At 69.5% G+C, this 20,704-nt stretch carries 17 protein-coding genes; 11 read left to right on the top strand and 6 right to left on the bottom strand.

From position 1 onward, the window contains the following. The first annotated feature begins 71 nt into the window (after nt 1-71). The 5 genes from QWJ41_RS19780 (at nt 72) to QWJ41_RS19760 (ending at nt 6,250) form a co-directional block, all read left to right on the top strand. Entirely contained in the window at nt 72-824 is a 753-nt protein-coding gene (locus QWJ41_RS19780) for a hypothetical protein (RefSeq protein WP_302710179.1), read from the top strand. Nucleotides 825-1,009: 185 nt separating this feature from the next. Beyond that, complete coding sequence (locus QWJ41_RS19775; protein ID WP_302710178.1) at nt 1,010-1,699, top strand: recombinase family protein; 690 nt, start codon at nt 1,010-1,012, stop codon at nt 1,697-1,699. Further along, complete coding sequence (locus tag QWJ41_RS19770; RefSeq protein ID WP_302710177.1) at nt 1,696-2,109, top strand: hypothetical protein; 414 nt, start codon at nt 1,696-1,698, stop codon at nt 2,107-2,109. The genes QWJ41_RS19775 and QWJ41_RS19770 overlap by 4 nt, the downstream gene beginning before the upstream one ends. Then, complete coding sequence (locus QWJ41_RS19765; protein WP_302710176.1) at nt 2,109-3,344, top strand: tyrosine-type recombinase/integrase; 1,236 nt, start codon at nt 2,109-2,111, stop codon at nt 3,342-3,344. The genes QWJ41_RS19770 and QWJ41_RS19765 overlap by 1 nt, the downstream gene beginning before the upstream one ends. Before the next feature lie 50 nt (nt 3,345-3,394). Continuing rightward, nucleotides 3,395-6,250, top strand: coding sequence for a DNA methyltransferase (locus QWJ41_RS19760; RefSeq protein WP_302710175.1), 2,856 nt, complete (start codon nt 3,395-3,397; stop codon nt 6,248-6,250). A 36-nt stretch (nt 6,251-6,286) separates the two neighbouring features. Here QWJ41_RS19760 and QWJ41_RS19755 read toward each other — a convergent pair whose 3' ends face one another. Next, nucleotides 6,287-7,075 (bottom strand): hypothetical protein, encoded by a 789-nt coding sequence (locus tag QWJ41_RS19755; RefSeq protein WP_302710174.1) that lies wholly within the window; start codon nt 7,073-7,075, stop codon nt 6,287-6,289. 229 nt (nt 7,076-7,304) lie between these two features. Further along, entirely contained in the window at nt 7,305-7,646 is a 342-nt protein-coding gene (locus QWJ41_RS19750) for a hypothetical protein (RefSeq protein ID WP_302710173.1), read from the bottom strand. A 156-nt stretch (nt 7,647-7,802) separates the two neighbouring features. On the opposite strand from QWJ41_RS19750, the gene QWJ41_RS19745 reads away from it, so the two are divergent. Then, entirely contained in the window at nt 7,803-8,606 is an 804-nt protein-coding gene (locus QWJ41_RS19745; protein WP_302710172.1) for an AbiTii domain-containing protein, read from the top strand. 285 nt (nt 8,607-8,891) lie between these two features. Continuing rightward, nucleotides 8,892-9,608: a GAF and ANTAR domain-containing protein gene (locus QWJ41_RS19740; protein WP_302710171.1), complete on the top strand. Its 717-nt coding sequence runs from the start codon at nt 8,892-8,894 to the stop codon at nt 9,606-9,608. Between the two features lie 41 nt (nt 9,609-9,649). Here QWJ41_RS19740 and QWJ41_RS19735 read toward each other — a convergent pair whose 3' ends face one another. Beyond that, entirely contained in the window at nt 9,650-10,498 is an 849-nt protein-coding gene (locus tag QWJ41_RS19735; protein WP_302710170.1) for a formate/nitrite transporter family protein, read from the bottom strand. Nucleotides 10,499-10,546: 48 nt separating this feature from the next. Continuing rightward, entirely contained in the window at nt 10,547-10,789 is a 243-nt protein-coding gene (locus tag QWJ41_RS19730; protein ID WP_302710169.1) for a DUF3072 domain-containing protein, read from the bottom strand. 79 nt (nt 10,790-10,868) lie between these two features. Between QWJ41_RS19730 and QWJ41_RS19725 the strand changes: the two genes are divergently transcribed. Together QWJ41_RS19725 and QWJ41_RS19720 are read left to right on the top strand one after the other, a co-directional pair. Next, nucleotides 10,869-11,489, top strand: coding sequence for a sulfotransferase family protein (locus tag QWJ41_RS19725; protein WP_302710168.1), 621 nt, complete (start codon nt 10,869-10,871; stop codon nt 11,487-11,489). 106 nt (nt 11,490-11,595) lie between these two features. Then, the gene (locus tag QWJ41_RS19720) at nt 11,596-13,140 is read left to right on the top strand and encodes an LCP family protein (RefSeq protein WP_302710167.1); all 1,545 of its coding nucleotides are present in this window, start codon (nt 11,596-11,598) and stop codon (nt 13,138-13,140) included. A gap of 1 nt (nt 13,141) precedes the next feature. Here the strand turns inward: QWJ41_RS19720 and QWJ41_RS19715 are convergent, their stop codons facing one another. Next, nucleotides 13,142-16,414 (bottom strand): response regulator, encoded by a 3,273-nt coding sequence (locus QWJ41_RS19715; protein WP_302710166.1) that lies wholly within the window; start codon nt 16,412-16,414, stop codon nt 13,142-13,144. 49 nt (nt 16,415-16,463) lie between these two features. After that, nucleotides 16,464-17,900 (bottom strand): serine/threonine-protein kinase, encoded by a 1,437-nt coding sequence (locus QWJ41_RS19710; protein ID WP_302710165.1) that lies wholly within the window; start codon nt 17,898-17,900, stop codon nt 16,464-16,466. 162 nt (nt 17,901-18,062) lie between these two features. Here QWJ41_RS19710 and tyrS point away from each other — a divergent pair, with 162 nt between their 5' ends. Both tyrS and QWJ41_RS19700 read left to right on the top strand, forming a co-directional pair. Further along, nucleotides 18,063-19,334 carry a tyrosine--tRNA ligase gene (gene tyrS / locus QWJ41_RS19705; RefSeq protein ID WP_302710164.1) on the top strand — a complete coding sequence of 424 codons (1,272 nt, stop codon included), beginning with the start codon at nt 18,063-18,065 and terminating at the stop codon, nt 19,332-19,334. Between the two features lies 1 nt (nt 19,335). After that, complete coding sequence (locus QWJ41_RS19700; protein ID WP_302710163.1) at nt 19,336-20,403, top strand: alpha-hydroxy acid oxidase; 1,068 nt, start codon at nt 19,336-19,338, stop codon at nt 20,401-20,403. Nucleotides 20,404-20,704: the final 301 nt, after the last annotated feature.

Here is a 20,704-nt window from a genome sequence, read left to right as displayed (position 1 = left end):
GGGGACCGAACCGATCGAACCGGTCGAAAGCGGTTCGGGCCGCGTGGGTGTCGAGGAAAAGGAGAAGTGCAATGACGGACGAAGTGAACGCGGCCGAGGGCGCGCCGACTGCAAAGAACAGTCGCGACCCGTCCACACGTGGACCTAGCAAGAACGGCAAGGGCGGTCGAGCGTCGAAGCACGATGAAAGGGCGCGACGCTCAGGTAGCGAACGGCGCGGAATTGCCGGTGTGCCGGGCAGTAAGAACCCCGAGCGTCGATGCAAGGCGACCGTGTTCAGCACCGGCCTGCGCTGCAAGCGAGCCGCGATCAAGGGCGGCACGGTCTGTACGTCGCACGGCGGCGCCGCCCCCCAAGTACAGAAGTCGGCGAAGGAGCGACTTCTCGAGCTTGCAGACCCGGCCATCGCAGCGCTGTCCAAGATCGTCCGCGATGAGGACACCGACGATGCGGTCCGCCTGCGAGCCGCGCTCGGGGTGCTCGACCGCATCGGCTACGGCCCTGGTCAGACGATCGAGGTCAGTACGTCCAAGTGGGAGAGCGTGCTCGATGACGTGTTCCAGGGCGGCGTCGACCGGGGCTCGCTCGCGGGCCCAGACGACCACGCTGCCTTGCCGTCGGGGGTGGGGGACAGCGAGGACCTGGACCAGGCTCAGCACGACGCCCAGGCGGAGGCGTGGCGAGACCTCGACAACGAGGATGCCCGCGACTACGAGTCCGGCCGTATCAGGCCCGACGAGAACACCATCGTCGGCTCGGTCGTCGTGAAGCCCGCTGGGGGCGAGCCCGAAGGCACACGCGTCAGACCCGCTCGTGGGGCGTAGGCGGATTGCCGTGCGGTTCGGGCGCCTCGCCCCCGCCCCGTCGCCGAGGACAGCGCTACGGGGCGCGGGTGTGGCCCGCTCGACGGCATTTCCGAGGAGGCCTAGCGTCGCCCGCCCGACGCCGAACCCGAAGGTTCGGCGGCTTCCCAGGTCGGGCGGCTAGGGGGTCACGGAGGGAGAGAGCGGTGAAGCTTGTTGCGTATGTCCGGGTCAGCACCCGGGAGCAGGTCGAGCACGGACAAGGGCTCGGCATTCAGGAGAAGGCGATCCGGCGATGGGCCCGAGCGAACGGCCACAAGATCGTCGCGGTCCACCGAGATGAAGGCGTCAGCGGGGCGAAGCCCGCCACCGACCGGCCCGGCCTTACCGCGGCGTTGCGTGACTTGCACAACGGCGCCGCAGGCGGGCTGATCGTGCGCGACCTCGACCGCCTGGCCCGCGAGGTCAGCGTCCAAGAAGCCGTGCTCGCCGAGGTCTGGACCCGGCTCGACGGCCGCGTCTTCACAGCCGTCGCGGACGAGGTGTTGAAGGACGACCCCGACGACCCGATGCGCACGGCGATGCGGAAGATGGCCGGGGTCTTCCACGAGCTTGACCGTCTCCTGATCGTCAAGCGCTTGCGAGACGGTCGAGCCGCCAAGGCCGCCACCGGCGGCCACGCCAATGGGCGCTACTGCTACGGCTACGGGCCCAACGGCCCCATCAAGGCGCAGCAGGCCGCACTCCGGCGCATGAGGGCAATGCAGGCCGAAGGCCTTTCTACCCGTGCAATCGCCCAGACCCTCGCCGACGAGGGCCACCCAACCGCGAGGGGTGGGGGCTGGTCGCCGCCCGTCGTCGCTCGCATCCTCGCCCGCGAGCCGGTGACCTCATGAGGCTCTGGACCGACGAGGACAGCCGCGACCTCGACAGGCGGGTCAAGGCACTGCGGCGCGAGGCTCCTTCCCCACCGAAAGCGAACGCGGGGCACCAGGGCTCGGCCACTGCGACATACGACGGCGTTCCTCGGGGCTACCTGAGCGAAAAGGACCTGCGACGCCGCAAGAAGGTCGAGCGGGCGATGCAGGTGCGCGCCGAGCGTGAGGCCAACAGCGAGCAGCGCTCCGAGACCTACAAGGCGAACCGCTCCAAGCGAGCCGATCGGGTCCGGTGGCCCAAGCCGAAGCAGAAGCCCAACGGGCGCTGGCTCGCTGTCACCACGATCAACAAGCGCAAGCGCGGCAAGACCTTCGACACCGAAGCCGAGGCACAAGCCTGGCTCGATGAGATCACCAAGGAGAAGTGATGGCGCACGTGACGAAAGCGCCCAACGGCAAGGGCTGGGAGTGCCGTTGGTCGTACGACGAGCCCGATCCCGCTAACCCAGGGGAGACCCGGCGTAAGTTCCAGAAGCAGCGGTTCACGCGCAAGCTCGACGCCGAGGCCAAGCGCCGCGAGATCGATGATCGCAAGGCGCAGGGGCTCGCCGTCGACCACAACGCGGGCAAGGAGACTGTCGAGGCCTGGGCCAACCGCTGGTTCGTCGACTATGAGCGCACGGTCAGCCCCAACACGGCGCGCAAGTGCAGAGGGCTGCTGGACGCGACCGTGGTTCCGAGGCTCGGGCACCGGCGCATCCGAGACCTCGGGCCGAGCGACGTGGCGGAGTGGCTGCGGTACATCGAAGACAACCGCTTAGGGCGAGGTGGTCAGCCGATCAGCCCCGCCACGATCAAGCACCACTACCTCGTGCTCAGCAACGTCCTGCAGTACGCGGCTCAGAACCGGGCCATCAGTCAGAACCCGGCTAAGGGCGTACGACTACCGACGAACAAGAGCCGTGGTCGGGCGGCTCACGAGTATGTGTTCCTGACGCCGAGACAGGTGTCCGAGCTTGCAGCCGAGTTCGTGTACCCGTACGACCTACTGGTCACGTTCCTCGCCTTCACCGGGTTGAGGGTGGGGGAGTGCGCCGGGCTCAACATGGCAGACGTCGACCTCGCGGCCCGTCGCGTGCACGTGAGGCGCACCCGGGCCAAGGTCAAGGGCGGATGGGAGACAGGTACGCCAAAGTCCGACAAGACTCGGACGGCGCCGCTCCCGCGAGCGTTAGCCCGCGACCTCGCCGGGTACGTGCAGCAGCACCCGCACGCCGACGACCCCCAGGCGCCCTTCTGGCCGGGCAGGTCGATCACCGGCCGGAGCCGCTACGGCAACACCAGCGCAATCGACTACGACCAGCCGTGGAGCCCCGGGCCGTTCTTCCGCAACATCTTCAAGCCGACCGTCCGGGCGACGCCCGGCATCCCCGACGCGTTGCGTCAGCACGACCTGCGGCACACGTTCGCGAGCATCTGCGCGAGCAACGGCATACCTGCCGCTCAGGTGGCTGCGTGGATGGGGCACGGCAACGAGGTAGTGACCCGCACGATCTATACCCACCTGTTCGCCGAAGATACGGCCACCCACGAGGCTGCACTCGATGCGGCGTTCGGTCGAAGGGCGGGGGACAACGTCGTCCCGATCATCAAGGGCGCGTGAATGCGGCGCTGCGTCCGGGCCACGGCGTGCGAGCGTGATGATATTGCCCGGTGGAACCGGAAGAACTGCGACCCAGCCTGAGCACCTTCGTCGAATGGCGCCGCATACACCTACGCGGAGACGAGAAGAGTGAGGCGCAGATCTTCCTCGACCGGCTCTTCAAGGCCTTCGGGCACGATGGAGCAATAGAGGCTGGGGCGATCTACGAGGATCGCATCCAGCGTCGGATCGACTACCTCGGGGTGTCCTACGCGGACTTGATGTGGAAACCCCGCGTGCTCTTCGAGATGAAGAAGTCGGGCTCCGACTTGTCGCGCCACTTCAGACAAGCCTTCGACTACTGGCAGCAAGCCGTCCCGACGCGACCGCGTTACGTGGTGCTCTGTAACTTCGACGAGTTTTGGATCTACGACTTCGACCAGCAGCTCGACGCACCTATGGATGTGCTTCGGGTCGAAGAATTGCCCGAACGGCATGAGGCGATGGCGTTCATGCTGCCGGATGAGCAGCCGCCCATCTTCGAGAACAATCTGGTTGAAGTCACCCGCGAGGCGGCGGCCCAAGTATCTGGCGCATTCCGATCCATGGTGGCTCGGGGTGTTAACCGCCTACAGGCTCAGCACTTCGTTCTCCAGTGCGTGGTCGCGATGTTTGCCGAAGACATCGGGCTCCTTCCTTCTCAAATGTTCACGCGTACGGTGACGACCGATGCTCAAAACGGTCGCGAGGCCTATGACCTCCTAGGGTCGCTGCTTCGCGAAATGAACACGCCCGGGAATACGAGCGGCGGTCGCTTTGAGGGAACTCCCTATTTCAACGGCGGACTTTTCGCCGACGTACAGCCGGTGCAGATGACCGATGAAGAGTTGCGCGCTATGCGAGCGGCCTGCACCACCAACTGGGCCGCAGTGCGCCCCGAAATCTTCGGAACCCTGTTCGAGACATCGATGGATGCTGGTGAACGCCACGCATATGGGGCGCACTTCACCACACAGGCAGACATCATGAAGATTGTTGGACCCTGCATCGTTCAGCCGTGGCAGAAACGCATCGATGCTGCGAAGAACATCAACGATTACGAGCGTCTGCTTCTCGACATGGCGTCATTCCGAGTCCTAGATCCGGCCTGTGGCTCCGGCAACTTCCTCTACGTCGCGTATCGAGAAATGCGACGGTTGGAGGCAGAAGCAAAGCGACGAGTTGACGAACGACGCCGGTCCAGCGGCAACGCGGACCAGGCTGCCTTCTCGTACGTAACCACGGACCACTTTCTGGGACTCGATAGCAATCCGTATGCGGTCGAGGTTGCGAAGGTGACGTTGATGATGGCGAAGAAGCTCGCAGCGGACGAGCTTGAGGGTGGACAGGCGAACGTCCTGCCATTGGACAACCTCGACGAAACTATCCTTTACGGCGATGCCCTACTAAATCCGTGGCCAAGGGCGGACGTCATCATCGGTAACCCTCCGTACATGGGACGCCGAAAGATGGCGGACGAACTAGGTGCTGGCTATGTCGGCGAACTCGCGGAGCGTTACCCCAACCCGGGGGTCTCAGACTTTGTGACCTACTGGTTCCCGTTGGCGCACGACGCGTTGCCAGATGGGGGACGGGCAGGGTTCGTGGCCACGCAGGCCATCCGTGATGGCGATTCGCGAAAGCGTTCTCTCGATTACATCACGACAAACGACGGGCATATCTTCGACGCCGTCTCATCTCAGACCTGGTCGGGCGACGCTGCTGTCACAGTATCTATCGTCAACTGGGTGAAAGGCTCGCCGTTTGAACCGTCAGAAAAAACTCTCTGGCTTGACAATGGTGAATTGCGTCTCCCCGTTGAGGTCGTTCCGCCTAGTCTGCGAGCCGTGACCGATGTGCGCAAGGCGGTCGACTTGGCCGTGAACAAACGGCCGAAGTCCTGTTTTCAAGGGCAAACCACCGGAAATGTTGCCGGATTCCGTTTGAGTAGGTCGGCCGCAAAGGACATGGCCACACGGGACCCAGGCAGTGGTGAGTATATACATCCAATGCTTTCCGCGGACCCAATGATCAAGACGCTGGGCATCAGTCAGTATGTGATCGACTTGCCGCATACCGACTCGATCAAGGTGCACGCCGAAGCGTCGGGGGCGCTGGATCACTTGCGTGCGACTGTATTGCCTACCCGAGAGTCGGCCGCAGCCGACGAACGTCGCAATAATGAGGAATCGCTGGCGGCCAATCCGCGGTACAAGCGCAAGAAGCACCACTCGAAATTTCTCGAGTATTGGTGGCGTCATGCCTATCGCCGAGATGACATGCTTAGTGCCGTAGCCGCATTGCCGAGGGAACGGTACATTGCGCTAAGCATCGTCGCGGCCGCCGATCGCATGTCCATCTACAACTTCGTCGGGGCGGGTGTGAGACCCGACGCGTCGCTCCAGGTCTTTGCGTTCGACGACGATTACTCATTCGGAATCTTGTCGTCATCGTTGCATCGAGCTTGGCTGGATGAGCGCTGCTCCAAGCTCGAGACTCGACCCCGCTACACCCCGACTACTGTCTGGAACACCTTCCCGTGGCCTGCGAACGTGACAGATTTTCAGGTCGCTGCGATCGCCGAGGCTACGAAGAACATCATCGAAGCCCGAGAGTCCTACCTCGACCACGGCATCACCCTCGGGCGGATGTACGACGCCCTACGGGTCTCAGGCTCCTCTCCCCTTCGCGACCTTCACGATGCGCTCGACGCGGCAGTCCTCGACGCGTACGGCTTCGCTCCGGGAGACGATTTGTTGGCGCAATTGCTGGCGCTCAACCTTGCCGGAGCCGAGGACCCCGCAATCATTGGGCGGCCAGGAGGTTCGCAGTTCGGGTCGATCGCTTACTCATCCACCTATCGCTTGGAGCCTGATCCGCTTAACTAGTCGAATCTAGTCACGCGGAACCACAGTCGTTCGCGTTCATTCTGTGGAGGGTGTGGAGTCGTCGCTACCTTCGATCATCTCAATGACCTGGCCCACGGCGGGTGCCACCTCGTTGACGACGTCCGTCGCTCCCTCGATCGCCAACTGTGTCCCACTGGCGAGGAGGGTGAAGGTTGCAAGAGTTGCCGTCCAGCGACGGAAGCGCTGATTCCATGACGGGCGCGCTTCGTCCGGGACCTGTGGAGTGGCCAGAACTAGAGCGCCTGTGACGCTCTCGGCTTCGCGTGCCACACGTGCGTAGCCGAATCTGTCCACGCTATCGGCCAGCCAAATAACGTGTTCGAGGCTCTCAATCAGCAGAGTGCGTAGGCCGTTGGGCAGATGAGTACCCTGCAGTACCTCAATCCACTCTTTGCACTGGTCCGTTAGGGCCTCGAGATTGACCCCTCCGGGGGCCAGTGCAGTCCCTTCTTGCCGAGCCTCGATCACATCACCCATGCTTCCCAGCAACGCGATGTGTTCCTGACCGATGATGGGACCGGTGGTGTTGCCGGCACCCCAGGCGATGTCTGGAGCGACTACGGCCTTCCACCAAAGGGGCGCCGACGGTTCGTAATTCCCGCGCCTCGCAGGTGGGAGGACGCCGATCTGACGGATGGTCTCGGCGAGGAGATTCATGACCTCGGCATGCCGCCTCGGAAACCCAGCCGCGCCCGGCTGCACGCCCAGCGCCTTAGCCCAGCGCGCATTGAGGGATGAGCCGCTTGCGGGGCTGTTGAGTTCGGCGAGTATGGCCTGGAGGGCGTGAGCGTCGGTCGTGTGCATTCTCGGTTGTCATCCCCGTTCGGGTAGGTCTGGCGCCGTCATGCTTTCACCCTCGCCCCGTGGGATGCCTTCGGCTCGCCACGGACCCGGACAGCAGTGCGCCGCTCGTACATGTGGTCCGACCCTGACCGCGCGGCTGAGCGATCAGGGTCGGCGTCTATTCAAAGGATGCGGTACAGGCCGGACTCGATGAACTTGCCGCCCGGTCCCCAAGGGTCCATGTACTTGGTCATGCCATCTCGGTCGAATCGGGCTCCGCCCTCTTGGCGACCGGCTTCTTCGGCGTGGACTTGCTGCGCTTCTTCGCCGGGGTGGGGGTGGGCAGATCGAGCAGGCCGCCCAGAAGCTTGTCGGCCTTGCCCTCGGTAATCGCCCTGCACTTCGGGCAGAACTGCGCCGGGGTAGAGCCGTTCTTCCAGGCTGCACCCCGGTTCGGCGCGGTCGTCTCGGTCTTGTGGTTCAAGCAGGTGGTCTTCCACTGGTCGCCCTCCTTGCGGGTCCAGGTGGTCGCCCCGGTCGATCGGGAGACGGCGTGGCGGGTGTCCTTCGTCGCTGGCATGGGAACCTCCATCGCTGGATGGTTGCCGAATGCAACCAAATGTCGCGACGCTACGCCAGCGGCACACCCTTGGAAAGTCGACATGTGCGACCTGCACAGATGCGGTGAGTCGCGCGATTGGTGTCGGCGCTCCTTGGGATGATCGGGCCATACGGATAGGGGTTCTGGATGGCAAGCTTGTTGGATCAGATCGAGAAGGGTGCTCTGGATAGCAGTGTCCCGCTCGCTGATGTCCTGCGTAAGTGCCTCGCGCTTGGCGGCAAGTCTGGATCGACGGAGTTGCGAGACTGGGCTCGGCAGGAGTTGGAGGGCTACGAGCAGCGGGAGGACCTTCCGGATTACAGGGTGCTGCCGGCGGTTATTGCGCTCGACGGCGTCACCATCAGCTCGATAGTGAATCAGCAGCACATCAGTCCCTCCGCGCTGCCGGACTTCGCCCAGGAGGCGATCGGTGAGCAGGCGCCGATCTACTGGGGCATCGGACAGATCGAGGCTCTGATCAAAGATGCCGACGGAGGCACGGTGAAGATCACCCTTCCCCACGCCTCGGACCTTGTCCGGTATATGAACGCACAAGACACGCGGTACGGGCAGTCCATCACGGGCCTTTATTGGGCGCTTACTTCGTCCGCGTTGAGCGGGCTCCTAGACCGAGTTCGCACGATCCTCGTCGGCCTCGTCGCGGAACTGCGGGCATCCGGGGCGCTGGGTGTCAACGAGGTCCCGTCCACGGCTGCCGCAAACCAAGCCGTGCACGTTGTCGTTCATGGCGCGAAGCGGAGTCCGATCACGGTCAACACTGTCAGCGCTTCGGGTGCGGGCAACACGGCGACCGCCAACCCAAGTCCCACCCCCGACCACTCCCTCTGGGCGCGACTCCGCAAGCCCGGCGCATTCGTCGTTGGCGCGGCCACAGTCATCGGGGGTGTCGTCGCGGTGGTGGCTTGGCAGGGCTGGAACCCGTTCGGCTGATCCGAAAGGCTCCGTAGCGGCTCCTAGCGGTTGCAGCCGATATGAGCCGGTATGCGACGGTACGACCAGCCGAGCTTGCAAGAAACTGCTGGTCAAACCGGGTATCGAGTGCGTTTCCGCAGGTAGGCGGCTAGAAGGCCTAACTCCACCGGGGCCACAGTCCTACCCCTCATAATCCTTGGGTCGTGGGTTCGAGCCCCACCCGCCCTACCAACGACTATGAGTGCTCCATCCGTAGCCCGCGAGGGTGAAGAGCGCTCTTCGCGTCCCTGGTGGGATCCCTGCATGGAGCCGATCAAGGAGACGCTGGCCGCGCTCGACGAGCTCGCGACCGAGCACCCCGAGGGCGACGACCTGCGGGCCAGCCTGCAGGACCTGGCGACGAGGGTGCGCGAGCTGGTGCCCGACTGCGTGGGGATGTCGATCGGGTGGCGGCGCCACGGGGTGGTGCTGACCCTGGTGGCCACCGACGAGGAGATCGGGCTGCTCGACGCGGTGCAGTACGCGATGGGCGGCCCCTGCGTGGAGGCGATCGAGGTCGGGGAGTGCACCGACGTGCCCGACATCGACGCTCTCGACGAGACGGCCTGGCAGGCCTTCGCCGAGCTCTCGGCGGCCACCGCCGTGCGCAGCAGCCTGACGATGCCGCTGCTCGAGGGTGACGAGGTGGCCGGCACCGCCAACCTGTACGCCGCCTCGCGCGCGGCCTTCGACGACCAGCACGAGGCCCTGGCCGAGCTGCTGGGCGGCTGGGCCCCCGGCGCGGTGGCCAACGCCGACCTGTCCTTCCGCACCCGTGAGGAGGCCGAGCGGGCGCCCGGCCTGCTCAAGGACTCGGCGGTGCTCGCGCAGGCCACCGGCATGCTGGCCGCCCACCTGGGGGTCGACGTCGACGACGCCGAGTCGGTGCTGCGCGACGCCGCACTGCGCGCTGGCGTGCCGGTGAACGCCCTGGCGCAGGCGCTGGTGCGTGCGGTCTCGGGCGGCGGCTCGGGGGACTGACCCGGGCGGCGGGCCTCGGCCCGGCCGAGCCAGCCGCGAGGTCAGCGCTGCTGCGAGGCCTGCCGCTCCTCCAGGACGCGGTCGCGGCTGCGCACCAGTCGCAGCAGGGTGACCAGCCCCAGGCCGCCGACCATGTTGCCCAGCACGGTCCAGGAGAACCACCGCGCCCAGTCGACGTACCCGAAGCCCGCCTCGCCGGTGTGAAGGGCCCCGAAGGCGAGCAGCGAGTCGAGGATCGAGTGGAACATCTGCAGGCCCGCGAGCAGGAAGCCGATGGCGACCGCGGCGATGATCTTGGCCGTCATCTCGTCGGTGCCCTGCTGCATGCGGGCGAGCAGCGTGATCGCGGCGCCGGCCAGGACGGCCAGCGAGAAGGTCTCCAGCGACAGCCCGGCCTCGACGAAGTGCGCGGCCATCGTCACCAGGTCGGAGTGGTAGGCGGGGAACGCCTGGACCACCAGCCACATGATCACCCAGCCGCCGAGCAGGTTGCCCACCAGCGTCAGGCCCCACAGCCGCAGCAGCGAGCGCACCCGGGCGCGGCGCGCCGCCACCGTGACCACGGGGATCAGGAAGCCCTCGGTGAAGAGCTCCGAGCGGGCCAGCAGCAGCGCCACGAAGCCCAGCGAGAACGCGAGACCGGCCAGCAGGTGGCTGCCGGTCTCGTGGTAGACCGCCAGCAGTGCGAGCACGCCGAAGGCGACCTCGGAGCCGCCGAAGAAGCCGGTGACGCCGGTCGTCACGACGCCGCGACCCATCCGCTGGACGCCCTCGCCGAGCTGGCGGTCCATGGCGCTCTCGAGCTCGTCCTCCAGCGGGCCGTCGGTGCTTCCCTGGGAACGGGATGAGTCCTCGGCGTGGTCGCGGCCCTCGACCGCGTGCTCGCTCATGGCCTCATCCTGGGCCCGTGCCAGCACCGGCGCCGGGCGCCGCGCCGCTCAGCCGCGGCCCTCACCCTGCAGCCGGTCGATGTGCTCGGAGGCCTCGGCCTTGGTCAGGTCGGCGTCGATGGTTTCGCCGGCCTCGCGGGCCAGGGTGTCGAGGTAGCTCTTCTGCGCGCCGGTGGCGGGCTCGTCGCCGCTCACCCAGTCCTGCGGGTCCTTCTCGGTCGCGGTGGGGTCGGGCGCCTCGGCACCCAGGACGTCGGACCGGTCGTTGTTCGCACGTGCGTTCGATTCCATGCCGACGACGCTACCCACCGCACGCGCCGACCCCAAGGCCCCTGTGGGGTGAGCGGCCGGCAGGCGGCAGACTGGGGCCATGATCGCCGCGCCCAAGTACGGCTTCGTCGTCCTCGCCGTGCCCAAGTCGGGGTCCACCGCCCTCGAGGCGGCCTTCGCCAGGCACGCCCAGCTGGTGACCTCGGGGCCGCACTCGCTCAAGCACGTCGGCGCCGAGGGGTTCGAGCGCGACATCGCGCCGCTGCTCGACCAGCACGGCTACGCCCGGGCCGACTACGAGACCTGCGCCCTGGTGCGTGACCCGGTGTCGTGGATGTCGTCGTGGTGGCGCTACCGCTCCCGGCCCGGCATCGTCGGCACCGCGACGTACACCGGCGACATGAGCTTCGACGAGTTCGTCGGCCGGGTCGCCACCGGCGAGATCGACCTGCCGTCGCAGTCCAGCTACGTCAACCGCGCCGACGGCACGCCGGGTGTCGACCGGCTCTACCGCTACGAGGACCTCGACGAGTGCCTCGCCTGGCTGCGCGGGTGCCTGGGGCCCAAGAAGGCGCGCAAGACCGAGCTGCGCCAGCGCAACGTCTCGCCCGACCGGGAGCACGACGTCTCCGCGGCCACGCGCGACCTGGTCGAGCAGACCTACGCCGCCGACCTGGCGCTGCACCGCGACGTCGCGACGGGGCGCCTGGCGGGGGACTGACCCCGACCACGGCAAAGCCTCGAGCGCGGGGGAGCCGAGGTCCCCGACGCGCGGCCGTCGGGCTGTTACCTTCCGAGCGCCCGCTTCCCCAGCCTGCGAGGTCGTCATGGCCGAGCCGCCCCACGGCTCCACCGCGCCGGAGCACCCCGGCCCGCCGCCCACGCCCCGCCGCGGCCGCCGGCGCCGGCTCCGGCCGCGACGCCGGGCCGCCGGTCTGCGGGGCACCGTGGCGGTGACCCTGTTGGGCGCCGTGGTGCCCGGCTCTGGCCTGGTGTGGACCGGCCGCCGGCTGCTCGGGCTCCTGGTCCTGGTGCCCTTCCTGCTGGTCGCGGCGTACGCCGCCGGGACGGCCAGCAGGGTCGCCGACCTGCGTACCCTCATCGACCTGGCCATGGACCCCGCCCGGCTCAAGACCCTGGCGGCCGCGGCCCTGCTCGGGCTGGCGGTATGGGCGGCCACCGTCTGGCTGACCTACCGCCAGGCCCGCCCCGTACGCCGCTCGCGCGCCGCCACGGTGGCCGGCCACGCCGTCGTGCTGCTGCTCGTCGCGGTCGTCGGCGCGCCGCTGGGGCTGGCCGCCCGCTACGCCACCGTGCAGGCCGACCTCGTCGAGACCGTCTTCGAGGAGGCGCCGCGCAGCGCCACGATCCCGCGCGACGTGACCGTGGCCGACCCGTGGGGCGGGCGCGAGCGGGTCAACCTGCTGCTGCTCGGCGGGGACGGCTCCGACTCGCGCGCGGGGGTGCGCACCGACAGCCTGATCCTCGCGAGCATCGAGACCGCCACGGGCAAGACCGTGATGTTCTCGCTGCCCCGCAACCTCATGCGCGCCCAGTTCCCCGAGGGCAGCGCGCTGCACGAGCTCTACCCCGACGGGTTCACCGGCGACGGCGACCCAGCGGCGTACATGCTCAACGCCGTCTACGGGCAGGTGCCGCTGCTGCACCCCGGCGTGCTCGGTGCCAGCGCGGACGAGGGGGCCGACGAGGGAGCCGACGCGCTCAAGCTCGCGGTGGCCGGCTCGCTCGGCCTCGACGTCGACTACTACGTGCTGGTCAACCTGCGCGGCTTCGAGCAGGTGGTCGACGCGATCGGCGGGATCACCGTCGACGTCAACGAGCCGGTGGCCATCAACGGCAACACCGACGCCGGCATCGAGCCCACGGCCTGGATCGAGCCCGGCCCCGACCAGCACCTCGACGGCTTCCACGCGCTGTGGTTCGCCCGGGGACGCTACGGCTCCGACGACTACCGGCGCATGGAGCGCCAGCGCTGCGCGGTCGACGCGATCATCGAGGCGGCCGACCCGATGACGCTGCTGCGCCGCTACACGGGCCTGGCCGAGGCCGGGATGGACATCGTGACCACCGACATCCCGCGCGACCTGCTGCCCGCGCTGGTCGAGCTCGGGCTGCGGATGAAGGACGCGAAGGTCCGCTCCGTGGTGTTCAAGCCCTCGGAGCGCTTCTCCTCGGCCGACCCCGACTACGACCACGTGCGGGCAACGGTGGCTCGGGCGATCGACCCGCCCGAGCGTGCGGTGCGCAAGGCCGACCCCGACCGTGCCCGGGGCACGGAGGGCTCGTGCGCCTGGACCGGCGAGGACCGCCAGGCGCCGTCCGAGGACGCGGCCGGACAGCTGCCGGGCTGACTCAGCCGCCCAGCCCGCGGTACCACTCCTGGTAGGCGGCCAGTGCGGCCTGCCCGCGCTCGAGCGCCTCCTGCGTCGAGGGCAGCAGCTCGGCGGCACCGTCGACGGACCCGGTGTCGGCCACCGCCTCCAGGCGGCGCACCGCCTCGCCCGCGTAGACCACCCCGAGGTTGAGCGCGCCGCCGGCCAGCTTGTGCGACGACTGGCGCAGCGCGTCGGCGTCGTCCGCCTCGATCGCGGCGCCCATCGCGGCCATCGCCTCGGTGCAGTTGCGCCCGAAGTTGGCGATGGCCCGGTCGAGGTAGTCGGTGTTGTCCTCGTCGAGCTCGCGCAGCATCTCGAGCCGGTCGAGGTCGAGACCGGCCAGGGCCGGGTCGTCCGTGGGCGGGACGGGCTCGGGCATCGGGTTCTCCTCGTGGTCACGCTCGGGGCAGGGTGCGGGGCCGGACTGGTCGGCGGGCTGGTGGCCGGGACCATCATCGTGCTCGGAGGCGTCGAGCCACCGCGCCAGGGTGTCGGTGAGGGCGGCGGGATCGACGGGCTTGGTCAGGTAGTCGTCCATCCCGGCGTCGGCGCAGCGCTCGCGCTCGCCCTCCACGGCAGCCGCGGTCATCGCGATGACCGGCAGGCGGGGGGAGCCGGCGGCCGCCTCGGCGGCCCGGATCGCGCGGGTCGCGGCGTACCCGTCGAGCACCGGCATCTGCACGTCCATCAGCACGGCGTCCCAGCCGCCGCGCGCCACGGCCTCGACGGCGGCCCGGCCGTCGTCGACGGTCGCGTGGTCGTAGCCCAGGTGCTCGAGCAGCCCCGAGGCGACCATCTGGTTGACGGGGTTGTCCTCCACGACCAGCACCCGGTGCCGCCCCCGGGTCGCCGCCGGGGCGCTCGCGGGCTGCGTGGTCGTGAGGTGCTCGACCAGGGCGCTGCGCAGCACGCCCGACAGCACCGGCTTGACGAGGCAGTCGTCGAGCCCGGCCCGGCGCACCTCGGCGCCGGTGAGGTGGTTCATCGAGGTGAGCATCAGCAGCACGGTCGAGCGGTGCGCGGGGTCGGCACGCAGCGTGCGCGCCAGGTCGAGACCGTCGCGCTCGGGCATCGCCATGTCGAGCAGCACAGCGGCGTACGCCGCCACCTGCTGCTCGGCCGCGTCGCGGTCGTTGCGGGCCACGGCCGCCAGCGCCTCGTCGACCGAGGCCGCGACGTCGACCTCGAGACCCCACCAGCCGAGCTGCTCGACCAGGATCATCCGGTTGGCCGGGTTGTCATCGACCACCAGGACCCGGCGCCCGCCGAGCAGCGAGCGCGCCTGCTCGTCGGCGGCGTCGACGACGTCGCCGTCGGGCAGCGCCAGCGGGATCTCGGCGGTGAAGACAGCACCCCCGGCCGGGTTGGGACTGTGGGCCAGGGTCCCGCCCAGGGCCTGGACGATCTCGTGGGAGATCGCCAGCCCGAGGCCGGTGCCGCCGTAGACGCGGGTGGTGGAGGCGTCGGCCTGGGTGAAGGGGTCGAAGAGCCCGGCGACCTTGTCGGGAGGCACGCCGATGCCGGTGTCGGTCACGGAGACGACCAGGGTGGCGCCGCCGTCGTGGGCCGGGCGCGCGGTCGCCTCGACGTCGACGTGGCCGCGGTCGGTGAACTTGACGGCGTTCGAGACCAGGTTGGTCAGCACCTGCGCGATGCGGGTGGGGTCGCCGGCCAGCACCCGGGGCACGTCGGCGGCGCACGAGAGCGTGAGCTCGACACCCTTGGCGCGGGCCTGCGCGGCGAGCACCCCGACCACCTGGTCGAGGACCGGTCGCACCTCGAAGTCGAGGACCTCGACCTCGAGACGGCCGGCCTCGATCTTGGAGAAGTCGAGGATGTCGTTGATGACGCCCAGCAGCGCGCGGCTGGCCACCTGCACGCCGGCCGCGAGGCGCTGCTGCTCGCCGGTGAGCGTGCTGCGCATGAGCAGGTCGTTGAGGCCGATGACCCCGTTGAGCGGGGTGCGGATCTCGTGGCTCATCGTGGCCAGGAACTCCGACTTCTGCCGCGAGGCGTCCATCGCCTGGTCGCGCGCCTCGGCCAGCTCGTCGCGCACCTGCTCGCGCCACGCCACGCGGCCCATCTGCTCGGCCACGTGCGCGACCATCTGCTCGATCATCGCATGGCGGTAGAGCGGCGGGTCGGAGGTGATGGTCAGCACCGCGCGGACCTCGTCGAGCACCATCACCGGGAAGGCGATGGTGAGCCGTGCGTCGTCCCAGAGCACCTCGCGCCCGGCCAGCACCTTGCGGGCCAGGGTGAGCTCTGCCTCGGCCGTGGCCGGGTCGGCCTCGTCCTCGGCGGCGCTGAGCGAGTCGACGTACAGCGGCTGCAGCACCTCGTCGTGGTCGACCGTGAAGGCCCGCGCCCGCGCCCAGTCGTCGTGCAGCAGCACCAGGTCGCGGGCCTGGCGCAGCAGGCCCTCGAAGTCCTCGGCGTCGTTGGCGGCCGTCGACACGGTCTGCATCAGGGTGTTCTGGGCGGCCTGGTCGGCCAGTGCGATCTCGGTCTGCTTGGTCTCGGTGACGTCCTGCAGCGTGCCGACCATCCGCGGGTGCTCGGGATCGGGCTGCAGCACCCCGCGCGACCTGGCCCAGCGCCACTCCTCGCCGACCCGGACCTGCACGGTGAAGTCGAGGACGCTGCCGTCGGCCAGGCTGGCGGCCACCAGCTCGCGCACCCGGTCGCGGTCGTCGGGGTGGACCTTCTCGACGAAGCGGTCCAGGGTCCAGGCCCCGGTGGTCGTGTCGACGTCGAAGAGCCGGTCGACCTGGGCGGAGCCGATGATCTCGCCGGCGGTCAGGTCCCAGGTCCAGGCGCCGATGCGGGCGATCTCCTGGGCCTCCTCGAGGCGCCGCCGGCTCTCCTCGTGGGCCAGCACCGCCGCGCGGCGCTCGTTGTAGTCGCTGAAGGTCAGCTGCAGCGCGACGGCTCGCCCGGCCTCGTCGTGCACCGGGCACTCGCGCACCAGCACCCAGGTGATGCCCCCGTCGTGGCGCACGAGCTGGACCTCGACGGCGTCGTGGTTGACGTGCCCCTCGCGGACCCGCCCGAGGTGCTCCTCGAGCTGGGTCCGGCCGACCTCGTCGAGGCTGGCCTGCATGGGGACGTCCTGCATCCGCTCGTGCGGCACGCCGTAGAGCCGCGCCATCGCGGGGTTGGCGTAGATCGTGCGCCCGGTCAGGTCGATGACCCAGATGCCGTCCGGCGAGCGCTCGACGATGTCGCGGTACATCCCACCAGCCGTCATCACACCTCCGCCCCGGGCCACGATAGGGCCTCGAGGCCCCGCCGCGCTGTCAGATCGTGCGTGCGTCCGAGATCAGGAACCCGCCGTCCGGCTGCTCCTGCAGCGTCAGCTCGACGGTCTCGGTGACGGTGCCCGTGCCTGCGCGCCGGTAGGTGTAGGTGTAGGTGGCGGTCCCGGCCACAGGGTCGGCCCCCTTCATCGTGAAGTCGCGCACCTCGCGCACGCTGCCCCAGAAGCCGGTGTAGCCCTGCAGTCGGCCGCTGGCGCGCTGGTAGGCCGGGGTGAGCATGGCGTAGCCCGCAGCGGGGTCGGACGCGGCAGTCTGCACGTAGTCGGCCGCGAACTCCTCGATGTCCGCTGCGGTGGGGCCCTCGGACGGCGACGGCGTCGGGTCCTCGGACGCGCTGCTCGTGGTCGGTTCGGGACTGCTCGCCGCGGCGGTGGGTCCCTCGTCACCGGGGTCGCGGCCCTGGCCGACCGCGAAGGCGATCACGACGACCACGGCCAGCACCGCAGCACCGAGTGCCAGCGGCACGAGGGCCGCACGGCGTCCGCGGCGCTGCGGCGTGCCGGGGGAGTCGGGGGCCCCGGAGCCCGGGATGACGGTGGGCTGGGCCCCGGTGTTGACCGGCGCGATCTCCTCCATCGAGCGGGTGTCGTCACCGGACGGCACAGGGAGGGGCCCGGCGGCTCCCGGACCCTGCTGCAGCACGTCGCGCACGGTGGCCATGTCCCAGCGCTGCTCGGGGTCGCGGCACATGGTGGCGCGCAGCAGCGGTCCGAGCCACCCCGGCTCGTCGACGCGCGGGGGCTCCTCGTGCACGATCCGGTAGAGCGCCCCGAGCACGTTGTCGCTCACCTCGTACGGCGGGTGGCCGGCCAGGGCGTGGTAGAGCGAGGCTCCCAGCGACCAGACGTCGCTGCGCGCGGTGGCCGTGGCCCCCGAGGCCACCTCCGGCGCCAGGTAGGCGGGGGAGCCGGTCACCAGCCCGGTCTGGGTCAGGGACGGGTCGGCCTCGGCGCGGGCGATGCCGAAGTCCGAGAGCTTCACCTGCCCGTCGGAGGTGACCAGCATGTTGGAGGGCTTGACGTCGCGGTGCACGATGCCCGCCTCGTGGGCCGCCGCGAGCGCCTCGGCCGCCTGGCCCAGCAGCTGTGCGGCCCGGTCGGGGGAGAGGGGGCCCTCGGCGCGCAGATAGCCGGAGAGGTTGGTGCCGTCGACGTGCTCCATCACCAGGTACTGCTGGTCGTCCTGCTCGACGAGGTCGTAGACCGCCACGACGTGGGGGTGGCTCAGGCGCGCGGCGAGGCGGGCCTCGCGCTCGGCGCGCTCGGCGCGCTCCCGGTCGTCGGGGTCCTGGCCCGGCACGGCGCCCAGGCGCTTGATCGCCACGGGCCGGCCGAGCATCTCGTCGCGCCCGAGCCACACCGCGCCCATCCCGCCGCGGCCGATCTCCCGCTCGAGCGTGTACCTGCCCGCGATCACGCCTGCTCGACCTCCATGCGCACGAGGATAGGGCGTCCGGCCGCGGTGGGCCCCGGGCCGACCGCCGGTGAACCCGGTGGCCGCCCCGATCGGCGATGAGGCAGGCTTGGCGTCGTCCGGCGGACTGCGCGTCCGCGCCCCGCAGCGGAGAAGGCACCAGACGTGAGCATCGACCCCACCCTCCTCGACGACCTCGAGTGGCGCGGCCTCGTCGCTCACTCGACGGACCGCGACGCGCTGCGTGCCGCGCTCGCGGAGGGCAGCGTCCGCTACTACGTCGGCTTCGACCCCACCGCGCCGAGCCTGCACATGGGCAACCTCCTGCAGATCGTCACCGCGATGCGCCTGCAGCGCGCCGGCCACACGCCCTTCGTGCTCGTCGGCGGCTCGACCGGCATGATCGGCGACCCCCGCGACTCCGGCGAGCGCACGCTCAACACGCTCGAGACCGTGGCCGAGTGGGTCGAGCGCATTCGCCGGCAGGTCGAGCCGTTCCTCTCCTTCGAGGGCCAGAACGCCGCCACGATGGTCAACAACCTCGACTGGACCGCCGGCGTCTCCGCGATCGACTTCCTGCGCGACATCGGCAAGCACTTCCCGGTCAACCGGATGCTGGCCCGCGACGTGGTGCGCAACCGGCTCGAGGACGGCATCAGCTACACCGAGTTCTCCTACATCCTGCTGCAGTCGATGGACTACCTGCACCTGCACCGCGAGCACGGTGTCTCCCTCCAGCTCGGCGGCTCCGACCAGTGGGGCAACATCACTGGAGGGGTCGAGCTCGTGCGCCGCGCCGACGGCGAGCGGGTGCACGCCTTCGTCACCCCGCTGGTGACGCGGGCCGACGGCACCAAGTACGGCAAGACCGAGGGCGGGGCCCTGTGGCTGGACCCCGAGATGCTCTCGCCCTACGCCTTCTACCAGTTCTGGCTCAACGTCGAGGACGAGAAGGTCGGCGAGCTGCTGCGCCTGTTCACCTTCCTCGACCGGGCCCGCATCGAGGAGCTCGAGGCGGCGCACGCCGAGAAGCCGTTCCTGCGGGCAGGGCAGAAGGCGCTCGCCGAGGAGATGACCACGCTGGTCCACGGGGCCGACGAGACCGCCCGCATCCAGGCGGCCTCCGCCGCACTCTTCGGCGGCGGCGACATGGGTGAGCTGAGCCCCGACACGCTCGGCGCAGCGCTGCGCGAGACCGGGGTGCTGCGTGTCGAGTCGGCCGGAGGACTGCCCTCCGTCGTCGACCTGCTCGTCGAGACCGGGCTGGCCAAGAGCAGGGGCGACGCACGTCGCACCGTGGGGGAGGGCGGCGCCTACCTCAACAACGTGCGCGTCGAGGACCCCGACAGGGTCCCGGGCGCCGACGACCTGCTCGGCGGCACCTGGTTGGTGCTGCGCAAGGGCAAGAAGAGCTTCAAGGGCGTCGAGGTCGTCTGAGGTGGACGACCCGGGGAGCAGCAGCTGGCTGACCGGGCTGGCCGCGCGCGCCGCCGGGTCGATGTCCACCCCGCTGCGCGAGTACGTCGAGCACGCCGCGGGCGCCGGTGTCACCGCCGGCGAGGCCGCCGCGGCCTGGGGCGAGCTGCGGCTGCGACCGCACGTCCTGCGCGACGTCACCGACGTCGACCCGTCCGTCGAGCTCCTGGGTCGCTCCGCCCGGGTGCCCTGGGGCGTGGCCCCGACCTCGCTGCAGCGCGCCGTGCACCCCGACGGGGAGGTGGCCACCGCGCGAGCCTCGGCTGCGGCCGGCGCGGTGATGGTCGTCTCGAGCAACGCGGGCAGCACCTTCGACGACATCGCCGCCACGGGGGTCACCTGGTGGTTGCAGGTCTACCTGCCCTCCGACCGCACGTTGGCCGGCCCGCTGCTCGACCGGGCGGTCGCCGCCGGTGCGGCCGCCGTCGTCCTGACGGTCGACACCCCGGTGGTCGCCGCCTGGCACCCCTCGGAGGCCCTGATCTGGGACGTCGCCGACCCCGGGTGGACCCGGGTCAACTTCGACCCCGGCTACGAGGACCAGCCCGGATCGGAGAAGGCCCTCGACCTCGGACCGCACGACATCGACTGGCTGCGCGAGCGCACCGGGCTCCCCGTCGTGGTCAAGGGAGTGCTGCGGGGCGACGACGCGCGCCGCTGCGTGCAGGCCGGCGCCGCGGGCGTCTGGGTCTCGACGCACGGTGGTCGCCAGCTCGACCGCAGCCTGAGCACCGCGGTCGCCCTGCCCGAGGTGCGTCGCGCGGTCGGCGACGAGGCCGAGGTGTACGTCGACGGGGGAGTGCGCTGCGGGCTCGACGTCCTGACCGCGCTGGCCGCCGGCGCCGACGCGGTCTTCGTCGGCCGACCCGTGCTGCACGCGCTGGTCGATGGCGAGGCCGGGGTGGCGCGGCTGCACGCCGCTCTCCTCGTCGAGACCGTCGAGGCGATGCGCCTGGCCGGGTGCCGCACGCCCGCTGACACCCGTGATCTGCTGGCCATGGCCCCCGACGAGCGGCCGCACCCCCTCTGACCTGCACAAACGCGGATGTGCTCCGGGTCACCCCGACTCGATTTGCCGGGTGGCAGCCGTTCGCCTAATGTTTTCCATGTCGCCAGGGAGCGGCGGGGAGCAAGGCCGGTCTGGCCGGGCTCCCGGCCCCGGGACGACCACAGCTCAGCACCGCAGTTCGCTGCGATGACTGGGCGCAGAGCCCCGCCGCTGGTGCCGAGAGGTGCTGGGACGGTGTGCGTCTGATTCTTGAGAACTCAACAGTGTGTCATAGTCGACGAATTAGTTTGTTATGCCCCGTCGATCATGGATGTCTTTGGAC

This window comes from Nocardioides cremeus, from assembly GCF_030518195.1.
Classification (GTDB): domain Bacteria; phylum Actinomycetota; class Actinomycetes; order Propionibacteriales; family Nocardioidaceae; genus Nocardioides; species Nocardioides cremeus.
This window is presented reverse-complemented; position numbering and strand designations above follow the sequence as displayed.